Annotated in this window: 8 protein-coding genes; 1 reads left to right on the top strand and 7 read right to left on the bottom strand. The window is 71.4% G+C overall.

Annotated features, from left to right (window positions below; all coding sequences use genetic code 11):
• Positions 1–262 precede the first annotated feature (262 nt).
• A complete protein-coding gene (locus O7628_RS19350) occupies positions 263–4357 on the top strand; it encodes an alpha/beta hydrolase (RefSeq protein ID WP_278132506.1) in 4095 nt (1364 codons plus the stop codon).
• Positions 4358–4428: 71 nt separating this feature from the next.
• Here O7628_RS19350 and O7628_RS19345 read toward each other — a convergent pair whose 3' ends face one another.
• The 7 genes from O7628_RS19345 to O7628_RS19315 all read right to left on the bottom strand — a co-directional run bounded on the left by O7628_RS19345 (position 4429) and on the right by O7628_RS19315 (position 12350).
• Complete coding sequence (locus tag O7628_RS19345; RefSeq protein WP_278132504.1) at positions 4429–8046, bottom strand: AAA domain-containing protein; 3618 nt, start codon at positions 8044–8046, stop codon at positions 4429–4431.
• The gene (locus O7628_RS19340; protein ID WP_278132502.1) at positions 8046–8426 is read right to left on the bottom strand and encodes a hypothetical protein; all 381 of its coding nucleotides are present in this window, start codon (positions 8424–8426) and stop codon (positions 8046–8048) included. The genes O7628_RS19345 and O7628_RS19340 overlap by 1 nt, the downstream gene beginning before the upstream one ends.
• Before the next feature lie 250 nt (positions 8427–8676).
• The gene (locus O7628_RS19335) at positions 8677–9213 is read right to left on the bottom strand and encodes a UTRA domain-containing protein (RefSeq protein WP_278132501.1); all 537 of its coding nucleotides are present in this window, start codon (positions 9211–9213) and stop codon (positions 8677–8679) included.
• 158 nt (positions 9214–9371) lie between these two features.
• Complete coding sequence (locus O7628_RS19330; protein ID WP_278132499.1) at positions 9372–9560, bottom strand: DUF397 domain-containing protein; 189 nt, start codon at positions 9558–9560, stop codon at positions 9372–9374.
• Complete coding sequence (locus tag O7628_RS19325; protein ID WP_347405242.1) at positions 9550–9975, bottom strand: DUF5753 domain-containing protein; 426 nt, start codon at positions 9973–9975, stop codon at positions 9550–9552. The genes O7628_RS19330 and O7628_RS19325 overlap by 11 nt, the downstream gene beginning before the upstream one ends.
• Positions 9968–11212, bottom strand: coding sequence for a hypothetical protein (locus O7628_RS19320; RefSeq protein ID WP_278132495.1), 1245 nt, complete (start codon positions 11210–11212; stop codon positions 9968–9970). The genes O7628_RS19325 and O7628_RS19320 overlap by 8 nt, the downstream gene beginning before the upstream one ends.
• 451 nt (positions 11213–11663) lie before the next feature.
• Positions 11664–12350 carry a CGNR zinc finger domain-containing protein gene (locus tag O7628_RS19315; RefSeq protein WP_278132493.1) on the bottom strand — a complete coding sequence of 229 codons (687 nt, stop codon included), beginning with the start codon at positions 12348–12350 and terminating at the stop codon, positions 11664–11666.
• Positions 12351–12386: the final 36 nt, after the last annotated feature.

Below are 12386 nucleotides of genomic sequence, written 5' to 3'. Positions count from 1 at the left end.
TGCACCGACCCGCAGCACACCGTTCGGCACGCCGTTTCCCGGCACGGATATGAGTCGCGAAGAGCCCCGGAGTCCCAATCGCCGCAGTTGCGGCCGACTTCCCGTCAGGAACGCATATCCCCTGGTAGAGGCGGGTTCTCCAGCGCCGCGAGACGCATGTCATACGAAACGCAGGAGAAACGAGAGCTGGTTAGCGTCCCGCTCGTTGAACATTTCCACTCCTTTCCGGGGAGACACTTTGAAGGTACGAACATCGAGGAGCGTGCGTATTCTCCTCGCGGTGGCCGTCTCGTTGACGGCCCCGGTCGCGCTGGCCGCCCCGGCCATGGCGGCATCCCCCACGCCCGCCGCGCCGCCCCCCGCCGCGCCGGCGGGCCTGCCCGACCCGACGGCGCGCGGACCGTTCGGTCACCAGGCCGTCCAGGAGGCCAAGTTCGGCCTCGCCGACATCCAGGAGCCCAACTCCGCCGGGGCCGACCCGACGCCGGGGACGGCGCAGGCGGCGGAGCAGGTCGAGATCCGCGGCCAGCTCTACACACCGGACTGGGCCAAGCGCACCACGCCGTCGCCGCTGATCGTCCTGGTGCACGGCAACCACGGCTCGTGCGACTCCGGGCAGAACAGCGCCCAGCTCACCTGCGCCCAGTTCAAGCACAACGAGAACGGCTACGCCTACCTCGCGGAGAACCTCGCCACCTGGGGTTACACGACGTTCTCGGTGTCGCAGGACCAGCTGATGATGCGGCAGGACAGCAGCAAGGGCAAAGGCATGCACAGCCGGCGCATGCTCATCGCCGCCACCCTGGACGCGCTCAGCGCGGCCAACCGCGCCGGGGGCCTGCCGGTCGACGAGCACACGACCGTCGGCACCACGCTCTCCGGCCGCCTCGACCTCACCCGCATCGGCCTGATGGGCCACTCGCGCGGCGGTGACGCCGTGTCGAGCTTCATCGACTACAACCGCATCCGCACCGACGGCCCGCGCTACCCCCTGCGCGGCGTCATCTCCCTCGCCCCGGTGGACTACGAGCGCAAGGCCCCGTACGGCATGCCGTACCTGACGATCCTGCCGATGTGCGACGGCGACGTGTCCAACCTCCAGGGCGCGCGGCTGTTCGAGCGCAGCCAGTACGTCAACCCCGGCGACCCCTTCCCCCGCATCCAGGTCGAGCACCTCGGCGCGATCCACAACTGGTACAACACCGTCTGGTACGCCGACGGCGGCGCGGACGGCCAGGGCAACAACGACGCCGCCTGCGGCAACTCGGCCCCGTTCGCGACGAACAACATCCACCCGAACAACCTGCGGCTCAGCGGCGCGGCCAGCTACACCGACCCCGACCTGAACTACGCCATCGACAACTCGGACCCGCTGAACCCGGCCGTGAACACCAAGTTCTCCGGCGACGCGGCCCGCATGGGCGACCAGGAGAAGCTGGGCCTGGCCACGATGGCCGCCTTCTTCCGCCGCTACGTCGGCGGCGAGGGCGCGTTCCAGCCCTGGCTGACCGGCGAGCTGGCCAACACCGCCAGCGGCCTCCAGGTTCCGGCGACGGCCTGCCCGACCAGCCCGTCCGGCACGGCCATCCCCTGCAACGAGCGGGTCAACACCAGCTACTTCGCCGCGCCGCAGGAGCGGGTGGACGTGATCCGCCCCGAGGTGGAGAACCCCCTCGGCCTCAACGCCCTCGGCGGCCCGCTGACCGGCAGCGGCTTCGCCGACCCGTACGCCCAGGCGGCCGGCGTCACGCCGAAGCCGGCGGCGACGGCCGGCGGCTACGACTGGTGCAACCCGGAGCCCCAGGACTTCGCGCCCGCGCAGCTCGGCAAGACCGGGCTGCCGACCGCCGCCAAGCCCTGCCCGCTGCCGGCGGCCGGCGCGCTCGGCGGGCAGAACGCCACCCGCGAGAACAGCCCGATCAACCACTCCTACGGCCGGCAGCTCACCCTCGCCTGGGAGCCGACCTCCCCCGCCACCCTCACCGCCGCGATCCCGGCCGCGTCCAAGGACGTACGGGGCCTCAAGGCGCTGGCCCTCAGCGCCGCCGTCAACTTCTTCGACACCCGCAACCCGGGCGCCGACAACCGGGGCGACAACACCCGCGACACCACCGTCAACGGCACCCCGACCAGCCCGGTCTGGCCCAACGAACTGCCCACGTCGTACGACCCGACGTCGACCACGCAGCGCTTCGTCATCGCGCTGAGCGACACGGCCGGGCACGAGGCCACCGTCGACGCCGGTGACCCGCGCTGGGGCAACGCCCTGCACATGTCCACCGGCACGAACACGCCGAACACGCACATCGTCCTCGACCAGATCCGCGTGCCGCTGAGCGAGTTCGCCGCGCAGGGCGTCGACGTCGGCTCCCTGGCCAAGCTCGAACTGCGCTTCGGGGCGGGCGACCTGCCGAAGTCCGGCTCGATCCAGCTCGCCGACGTGCGCTTCCAGGAGAGCGCGGCGGGGGCGCGGCTGCTGTCCGACGGCAACCACGCCAACGGCGCGGGCCACGGCAAGTCGGCCCTCGGCGGCCCGGACCCGGCGACCTACCTCGCCGCGTACGACAACACCCCCGGCAAGGTGGCGCTGGTCGACCCGGTCGCGAACCCGCGCGGGAACACCACCTGGACCGTCGACGACGACGGGAAGCAGTGCCCCACCGCCCAGTTCACCTCGATCCAGGCGGCCGTCGACCACGCGTCGCCGTGGGACACGATCGTGGTCTGCGCGGGCGTCTACCGGGAGTCCTCGACGCCGGTGCACCACGCGTCCAACCCCGTGCAGGCCGGCGCGCGCAACGGCCTCACCATCACCAAGCCCCTGAAGATCAAGGGCGCGGGCGCGGACAAGGTGACCATCGAGCCCGACCAGTCGCTCGGCACCCTCGCGGGCGACCAGCCCTACCTGCGCGACGGCGGCGGCAACGTGATCACCGTGTCGCGGCAGTCGCTCGGCTCCACCGACACCAACGAGATGTTCGTCGACATCTCCGGCGTGACCGTCACCTCCGGCGACGTCTGGGCCGAGGCGGGCATCGCCTTCTTCGGCGCGGCCGGTCGCGTCGCGGACAGCGTCGTCGGCCCGCTGCGGGCCGCCACCACCGCACAGGAACTGGCCGAGCACCCGCACGGCTGGGGCATCGTCAAGACCGGCGTGATCCGGGGGGCGGGCGTCGCCACCGTCGAGAGCGAGGTGACCGTCACCGGCAGCGTCGTCAGCGGCTACCAGTCCGGCGGCATCCTGTTCGACGGCGCGCGGGGCACCGACGGCAGCCCGGACAACACCGCCCGGACCGGCATCCGCCACCACGGCTACGTGACCGGCACGGTCGTCACGGGCGCGTCGAGCAGCGTGTTCCCGCAGGTCGGCATCCAGTACGCCAGCGGGGCAACCGGCTTCGTCGACGACAGCCGGATCACCGGGAACTACCACCGGCCCGCGCCGGAGAAGTCCTACGGAATCCTGCTGACCGACGCCGGCACCGACACCGCCGGGGCGCTCACCGTCTCCGGCGACATCATCACCGGCAACGGGTTCGCCGTCTACAACGCCAACGCCGACAACACCGGCGTACGCGAGGCCGCCCCGGTCACGGTGACCGGCAGCTACCTCGGCAAGCGCGCGCCGCTCGCGGGCGGCCCGGCGGACCCGCGCGCCGGGGTCGAGGCGATCTCCGGCCCCGACAGCACCGGCGCGGCCACCGTCGCCCTCGCCAAGCGGCTGCCGAAGCCGCCGAAGGCGGTGCCGACCGGGGTGGGCCGCGTCGCCGACCACGCCCCGTGGGCCCAGGTCGCCGACCCGGGGCAGGGCGCGGTGTTCCAGGTCGGGACGACGGTGCATCCGCTCATCCGGGGCACCGACGACTTCGCCATCGCGTCGGCGACCCTGCTCGTCAACGGCGTCAGGGTCGGCACCAGCACCGTCTCCCCGTACCTGTTCGACTGGACGCCCGGCGCCAGGGACGCCGGCCGGCAGGTCAAGCTCCAGGCGCTGGTCGTCGACTCGGCCGGGCGGGCGACGCTGTCCAAGGCGGTGGTGGGCAAGGTCGCCCCCGTGACGCCGCCGCCGACGGTGCAGCTCGGCAAGGTGACCACCGACGCCAAGGCGGGCACGGCGACGATCGCCGCCACCGTCAACACGGCCGGCACGCTCACCCTCACCGGCGACAAGGTGGTCGCGGTGACGAAGCAGGTGAGCAGGGCGGGCACGGTCACGCTGACCGTGACGGTCGCGCCCGCGTACCGGAAGGAGCTGGTGAAGGCGGGGCGGCTCGACGTGACGGTCACGGTCGCGTTCGGCAACGCGACGGGGCAGAGCGCGAGCAGGACCGTGCAGGTGCGACTGCTCAAGAAGTGACGCTCCGCCATCTCGGACACTGACCGGAGGGGTCCCGCAGCAGGGGCCCCTCCGGCGGTGTCCGCTGCGGCCTACCCGCCGTCGGGCTCCCGCCCCGGCCGGTGCAGGGCGTCGGCCAACTCCGCCGCCACCCGCTCCGGCTCGGCCAGGCAGCGCCATGCGGGCACCCGACGCACCGGGGCGGAGCCTGCGGTGACGTCGAGCCGGGCGAGCACCTTGCGCAGCACCCTGCCGTCGGGATCGCCGGCCGGGTCGTCGACCACGACGGCCAGCTCGGCGTCCTCGCGTCGCACCACGAGGTCGACGGGGTGCCCCGCCACGGGAACGTCCCGCCGCACCGTGAGGCCGGCGTTCCGAAGGGCGCGGTGCAGTCGGTCGGCCGGCACGTTCCCGGCGTCCGGCGGCGTGTCGGCGGCGGCACCGGCCAGCGCCAGGGCCGCCAGCAGGCCCCGCTGACCCGACCACCACGACCGGTCGCCGACCACGACGAGCTGTGACCGGGCCCGGGTGATGGCGACGTTCCACAGGTTGGTCTGGTGCGCCAGCCAGCCCCGGGTGCGGTCCGGGACGCCGTGCGCGCCGACCGGCGAGACGACCATGACGTCCCGTTCGCTGCCCTGGAACTTGTGGATCGTCGCGCAGAGCAGGTTCTCGGTGAGACCGGCGGCGCGCAGGGCTGCCGCCAGGCGACGCTGGTGCGCGGCGAGCGGCGTGACCACCCCGATCGAGGCATCGGGGTACGCCGCCCGCAGGCCCGCCACCTCGGCGACGACCGCCTCGGCCTCGACCGGGTTGAACCCGGAGCCCGTCGTCCCGGGGCTGAACCTGCCGGGCACGTCGCGCCAGCGCACCGCCGGTTCGGCCGGGGCGGCCAGCCGGGCCGGATCGGTCAGCACGGTGAGCCGGCCCTGGTAGACCTCCCGGTTCGGCACGTCCACGATGTCCGGGTGGCACCGGTAGTGCTCGTCGAGCAGCTGCGTCGTGCCCGCTGCGGCGGCGAACGCGTCGTACGCGGAGTGGGCCGTGTAGGTCAGCCGGCGGGCGGTGAGCCAGCCGGTGCCCAGGCCGGCCCGGGCCCGCTCGGTGACGTCGTCGGACTCGGGCAGGTCCACCACGGGCGCGAGCTGGCGCGGATCGCCGATGAGCAGTGCCCGCTTCGCCCGGTAGAGCATCGGCAGGATCGCAGGCACGTCGCACTGCGCGGCCTCGTCGATCACGACGAGGTCGTAGAGGGCGGGGCTGCGCTTCAGGCGTCGGGCGGAGAGCGCCGTCACCGCCCAACCCGGCAGCACCCGCAGCAGCTCCGGGAAGTAGGACCAGCTGTCCGACTGCGGCCGGGCCATCTCGTCGGCCCGGTCCTGGAGCACCCGCGCCCCGGCGGCCACCCGGCGGGCGATCTGGGCCCGTAACAGGTCGATGCTGCGGGCGGGCCGTTCGGTGGCGATCAGGTCGACGAGCCGCCGCCAGGAGGCTTCGGCGTCGGGCAGGGCGGCGAGCCGATGCAGGCGTTCCCGCCAGCGCAGCTCGATGACCGCCCGCTCGGCGAGCGCCGCGACGGCGTCCCGGTCGACGACCTGGTACGCCCGCAGCCGCCACCGGTACCACCAGCCGAACCACCGGCTCGCGAGCGCCCGGTCGGTCAGGTGGACGAGGTGCGCCAGCTTCGCGTCGTCGGCCGGCAGCGGGACCGCGCCCCGGCCCGGCTCGACGACGCGTTCGGCGGCCAGGTCGGCGAGGTCGCGTTCGAGCAGTCGCCGCTCGTCCAGCGCCGCGCGGAGCCCGGCGACCTCCTCGGCCAGCAGCCGCAGCTCGTGCAGCGGGGTCCGGTCATCCACGGTGGTGACCCGCTCGGCCGACGGGTAGGTGGCCAGGATGTCGGCGAGGTGCTTCGGCTCCTGCATCCGGTGTTCCTTGTTGCCCGTACGCAGCAGCAGGCCCGGGCCGATCAGGTCGGTCACCCGGTCGAGCACCGAGTCGACCGCCTGATTGCTGGTGGAGCCGATCAGCACGCTCTGGCCGGCGGCGGTGGCGGTGGCCAGCAGGGCGGTGACGAGCTGGCTCTTGCCGGTGCCCGGCGGCCCCTGGGCCACCGTCAACGGCTGCGACATCGCCGCCCGGATGACCTCCTCCTGCGCCTCGTTCGTCGCGCTCATCGCCACCGTCACCACGGGCGTCGCGCCTGCCCCACCTGGGCTCGCCGCGTGCTCGTCCGGCCGGCGCGCAAGCGCGCCCAGCGCCGTCCCCTCGATGAGCTTCGGATTCTTGATCATGGCGCGCAGGTCCTCGACGAGCTGCCGCTGCGGCGAGTCGGCGGCGTCGACGGTGTAGAGGATCGCGGCGTTCTGCACCCCGTTGACCGGCCCCGGCCGGATGGTGCCGCCGAGCACCGCCGGGTCCAGCTCCGTCACCGGGTTCAGCCCGAACGTCTTCACCAACAGGTCGACGGTGGCGGTGAGGGAGGCCGGGTCGCCCGGCACAAACGCCTGCTCGACGCGTTGCAGCAGCTCGTCGCCCTCCACCTCGGAAAGCTGGAGCAGGTCGACGAGGGCCGCGCTGGGACGGGGCGGGAAGGAGGCGTGCAGGACGTCGTCCGCGCCGACGGTGACGTCGCAGACCAGAAGCGGCGCGAGGCGGATCGCCTTCTGCCGGGCCGGCCGCACGGCGACGACGGGGTAGCCGTATTGCATCCCCCTGCCGTCGGCCCGGGCCCGCGCGGCGAGCCTGGCCGCCGTGCCGCCCAACTGGACGGGCGTCTCCGAGGTGAAGACGGCCTCGGACCCGGGCGGAGCCGCGACGTACGCGGTGGTCGCCCGGGGGTCGACGAACGACTGCAACACGGTCGACCGCTGCATGCAGTTGACGTAGTAGGTCACCAGGCGACGCCACTGGTCCGCGTCGAACGCCGCCTCGTCGGCCGGGCTCGCCGTGACGGCGGCGGCGCGCGTCGCCTCGGCGGCGGAACCCGGCGCGGTCGCCAGCCGGATCGGCTCGGTGACGCCCTCGCTCGACTCGACAGTCTTGTGCTGGCGGCGGCGGGCCATCTCGGTCGGCACGTACCGCGAGAGATCGTTGGTGGTGATCCACCCGTCGTCGGTCGGTCCCTCGGCCGCGCCCCGCAACCCGTCGAGGAGCACCTCGGTGAAGACCGACGGGCGGTCCGGGCCCTGCGCCTTCGACGCCTTCTGGTGGGTGCTGGAGGTCAGGATGAAGGTGCCACGCTGACGCTTGAGGCGGCGCGGTTCCTCCCGCACCCCGCCCCGGAACCGGTTGCGGGCCGTGAACGCGCCGGAGAAGCAGCAGTCGAGCAGGACGACCTTCTGGCTGGCCTTGGTGTCGTTGAGCAGGTGGCGCAGCATGCCGTCGGTGTCGAACGCGGTCGCGTGCAACTGCCCGCCGACCGTGTCGGTCGCCGCCAGGAACAGCGACTGCCCGTCGCCGTGCAGCACCCCGTGGCCGGAGTAGTAGAACAGCGCCAGGTCGCCCGTGCGCCGCGCGCCGTAGAACTCCTCGACGACCTGACGCAGGTGCGCCGCCGGCAGGTCCAGTGCCGCGCGTACGCTGTCGAACTCGCCTGCGCCGTCGAGCAGCGCCTTGAGCTGCGCGACATCCTGGCGCACGGAGGGCAGGGGCGCGAGTTCGCGGTCGGCGTGGCAGGTGGCCGTGCCGAGCAGCAGGGCATGCCGACCCATCAGGGGCGGGCCCGCTCGATCGCCGCCCGCACCGCGGCGACCAGTTCGTCGGTCTGCTTGTGGGTCGGCCGGTCGATGGTCAGCTCGATGTCGCCGACCCTCAGGTGCACCCGGCGGCCCGTATGGCGCTGGAGGAACGCCAGGACCACGTCGACGAGCGCCTGCACGTAGCCGGGGTCCGACCCCGCCAGCACGGTCACCACGCCGAGCGCCAGCTCCGCGACGCCCTTGGCGTGCGGGTCTGTCACGGGCTGCTCGACGCGCTCCACCTCCCCGATCTCGCGGAGGTCGTCCGCCAGCTCGTCGGTCAGCTCGCCGAGGACGAACTCGTCGTCGTCGGTGAGTGGAGTGAAGTCGATCCGGATGCGGACGTGGGACATCCAACCTCCTGGCTGCGCGGTGCCGATCAACCTACGGAAGAAGGGCCGCGTCGGGATCCTGTCTGTCGGTTTGCCGATCGAACGTCAGGCGATGAGCTCCTATGTGGAGCATCGCTCAGTCTCACGTGGAACTGCACACGCTCCGGCCCATGCTCAGGAAACCAGGGCCGTCGAGTGCGCGGCGTCGACTTGGCGCTCGCCACCGAACGCGCGCTCGACCGGAAGCCGCACGAGCAGGTCCCGGCATCTGTCAGGGTGTCTCGGACGGGCCGGGTGGCGACCAGGGATCGACGGGCACCTCGTACACGAGCCGGTAGCGGTCACCGGGGAAGACGATGTCGGCGGTCTCCACGGCGGTCTGTCCGGCGTAGTAGGTGCGCTCGACCGCGATTACCCACCTGCCGCCTCGCCGGTCGAGTCCGAGGGCCTCCGCCTCTTCGGGCATCGCCGGCCGGGTGGTGACCTCCTCCACGAACCGGTCGATGGCCACGCCGATGAAGTCCATGCGGGCAACCACACCGATGACCGGGCCTTGCTCCGGGTACTCGACCTGCGTACCGCCGGTGATGGCCAGCGGCTCGTACGAGTAGGCGAGCTGGATGGGGACCCCGTCAGCCAGGTAGCGGTACCTGGTGAACATGACCGGCTCGCCGGGCTGGATGCCGAGGCGGTCGGCGGTGTGCGGTGCTGCCGGAATCTTCTCGCTGTGCGCTTCCCAGCTCGGTCGCCTGCCCGCCGCTTCACTGTCCCGGGTGAACGGCGACGTGCTGCCGATGCGCTTGCGCATGTCCCGGGCGTGGGCGCGACGCACGAGCCGTGTCCGGTCGCGAGCGTAATTGCCCGACCCGCGCCGCCGTTCAAAGTGGACGGTTCCTTGCCGGTCATGGAAGACCCCTCAGGTTTCACGCACCGGCTTGCGTCAAAGTAACCACGGCAGTGATTCCGTTACGCGCGGGTGCCGTCGGCCTTCAGGCTGTCGGCGAAGGTCACCCATGCAGCTGGGTCGAAGCTCAGCACGGCGTCCGCAGGGAACTTGGAGTCGCGTACATCGACCAGAACGCCCCGGTCGCACACCTCGACACACTGGCCGTTGTTGCCCGATCGGGTCGACTTGCGCCAGACGTCACGCTCCATGCTTGCTCAGCTCCTTGATGAACTTCACGGAGTCGGCCGGCGAACGCGCCAGCGTCTTCAGATTGTCGTACGCGTCGGTCAGCCGCGCCAGGTCGCGTGCGGATTCAAGGAACAGCTCGCCGGCCAGGGTTTCGACGTAACCCAATGGTGGCTCGTCCTGCTCGAAGGCGAGCATGGCTAAGCCGCTGCTGACCGCAAGGTGAGCGCCTGCCTCGAAGCGCAGGACCTGGATGGTCACGTTGGGCAGGCGACTCATCGTGACCAAGTGGTCGAGTTGCTCGCGCAGGACCTCCGGGCCGCCGACCTCCGTGTGTACCGCCGCCTCAGACAGGATGGCGTGCAGCCCGAAGCGGCGCGGGCTCGCGGTGCACACCTTCTGTCGGGCACCTTGCGTGGGCCAGCCCCGATCACGCACCTTCACGCAGAGCCCGTCGCTCCCCCTGGACAGGCAGCCGCTGCGTCAACTCCTGCCCCAGCGGCCACGACTGGTCGAGGATGGACTGAGCCATGCAGGCCAGGCCGAGGGCCAGGGGCCATGACGCTGATCCTCTGATCTCTTCCGGCAGCATGGCCAACGGCTTCCTCGGGTTCCATCTCGTGATCGGTGCCAGGTCGACCGCCAGCACCTCGGTGACGTAGGGGCGCTCGACGAGCCGGACAGCCCGATCGAGCACCTCGTCGCTGGTGAGTAGGAGCAGGGTGACCACGCAGAATTCCGGCATGGCACCCCGGCTGACCCACCGACCGTGCCCCACGATCGCGCTGACCTCGATGTCCTGCTCGCTGATGTGGCATTCCTCCCGCAACTCCCGCTCCGCACCGCGGCGGACGATGTCTCCGAGCGTCAGCCCGGTGCCATCCTGTGGCACGTCGCGGGGTTCAAGAGCGCCAGAGCCGGACGGGGCGATGAGGCCAGGGCTGCCCACATTGTCCTTGGCCTGGGCCACGAGGATCAGTTGGCCGTCCGCCGTGAAGGCCAGCGAGGACACGCCGACAGTGTTGGCGAGTCGGCTACGCCGAAAGGTCAGCAGTTTCCCACCCTGGTCGAGAATCAACTCCCTTCCCCGCAAAAGCGGCAGTTTCCTACCCGTCCCCCATACGTCGAACGGAGCCAGCAGATTGCTGCAAAAGAAGTCAAAATAGCGGCCGGGCCTCAGCTTGACAGCCGCGTCCTCGTCACCGGATGGCACATCGGAGGCCAGGCCGATAATGTCACCGTTGTACATGGCGGCGACGCGGGCACGACGCGCAAGAAAGTCGAACGACCAGACCCTGAGCTCGCGAGGGAGGCGATACGGTGTAGTTTCAAGCTCGGCCCTGACGGGCTGGTCGCGGAGCCGCGCGCACTCTTTCGCCATGACCACGCCGACGTCGTGTGCGCTTTTGACGATGGTTCCCAGACTGCTGAATTGACTCGACAGGTCGCTGTAGTCGTCGCCGTCCCGCGACTGGAACCGCACCAACCGGGCGCGGCGACGATTGGCGCGGATTTCCAGCACGGAAACGAAACAGCCGGCAGTTGCCGCCAGCACGCTGACTGCAACAGGAGGGTTGTGGATAGCGGTGGCGGCACCGAAGGAGGTCAGCGCAATTCCCGCAGTGGTGACCCGATAGCGCCACAGACTTCTACGCCAGATGCTCATCGTCGTCACGACTTTCCTCGCAATTCCCAGCATCCGCGCCTCTCCCCGGTGCGCCCTGACAGCGGCAGCCGCATTGTAGCTACGCGACGAAAGAACCTCTGGGGCATGACGTCCGCTTAAGGAGAGCGGAATGCATTTGTCACTATTGATAGAAATCGGAGTCACCGACTTCAGCATGTCGCCCTGTCAACGCCCAACAGGCGCCGGCGGTGACGTGCAGGCGAAACAGCAGGCAGGAGGCCCTACGCGGAACCCCCAGCCGACCGCCGCCTACAGGCAGGGCCGCCCCGCCCCCTACCCCCCGCGATCTTGCAGTTGCGGCCCCAACAAAAGGGACAAAGCGCCCTATCGGGGGGCCACAACTGCAAGATCGTGGGCGAGAATGGAGATCTTGGAGCGAAGTGACCCCTCCGGGGGCCGAAAATCTCCAAGATCTACGGAATCTTCGCCTTTGGTTCGGTCAGGTGCGTGCGGCCGACGAGGCGCGCTGCCGGGAGCGGTGTTCGCGTACCTTGCGGCGGTTACCGCACTCGGCCATCTGGCACCACACCCCCGTCCGGTTGCGGGCGTGGTCGTAGAAGACCCACCGGCAGTCCTCGGCCGGGCACATCTTCAGCCGGCCCCAGGTGCCGTCGAGCGCGGCGACGGCCACCACGCCGAGCAGCCCGGCCAGCACGGCGTCGACGCCGTCACGCTCGGGAACGAACTGCGGCGTCGCCGCGTCGGCGAACCGCAGGTGTACGGGCAACCGCGCGGCGACCCGATTGAGCCGGTCCAGTCCCGCCGGGGCGTGGGCACGTGGCCCGAATGCAGCCCCGGCACCAGCACCAGCGATGGTGTCCCGCAGCGCCTCGCGCAGTTCCACCGCCGCCCGCCGGTCCGCCTCGGTCAGCGCGGGCGGCACGCCCGGCCGCCGGGGTGACCCACCAGGCCGGGGCGACTCCCCGGGCCGAGACGACGCTTCCAGCGCGGGCGACCGGTCCGCCCGGAGCGGCCCGGCAGGGAGATCGGCAAGTGACCAAGCGGCGGCGAGCCAGCCGGCCAGGCCCTCGACCGTGTCGAGGTCGTCGACGCCGCGTTCCAGGTCGAGCGTGTTGACGAAGGACCGGACGACCTCCAGCCGGCCGGGTGCCTCCTGGCGCTTCATCGCCCCACCTCCCACATCGCCCTACTTCCCCGCGTC

Source organism: Micromonospora sp. WMMD956 (assembly GCF_029626125.1).
Classification (GTDB): Bacteria; Actinomycetota; Actinomycetes; order Mycobacteriales; family Micromonosporaceae; genus Micromonospora; species Micromonospora carbonacea.
The sequence above is the reverse complement of the archived record's forward strand: the minus strand, read 5'-3'. Positions and strand labels throughout refer to the sequence as shown.

What these genes read in the sequence shown, in the direction of transcription:
- O7628_RS19330 (WP_278132499.1), bottom strand. Translation starts at nt 9,560, where the DNA reads ATGGAGCGTGACGTCTGGCGCAAGTCGACCCGATCGGGCAACAACGGC.
- O7628_RS19315 (WP_278132493.1), bottom strand. Translation starts at nt 12,350, where the DNA reads ATGAAGCGCCAGGAGGCACCCGGCCGGCTGGAGGTCGTCCGGTCCTTC.
- O7628_RS19335 (WP_278132501.1), bottom strand. Translation starts at nt 9,213, where the DNA reads ATGCGCAAGCGCATCGGCAGCACGTCGCCGTTCACCCGGGACAGTGAA.
- O7628_RS19345 (WP_278132504.1), bottom strand. Translation starts at nt 8,046, where the DNA reads ATGGGTCGGCATGCCCTGCTGCTCGGCACGGCCACCTGCCACGCCGAC.
- O7628_RS19340 (WP_278132502.1), bottom strand. Translation starts at nt 8,426, where the DNA reads ATGTCCCACGTCCGCATCCGGATCGACTTCACTCCACTCACCGACGAC.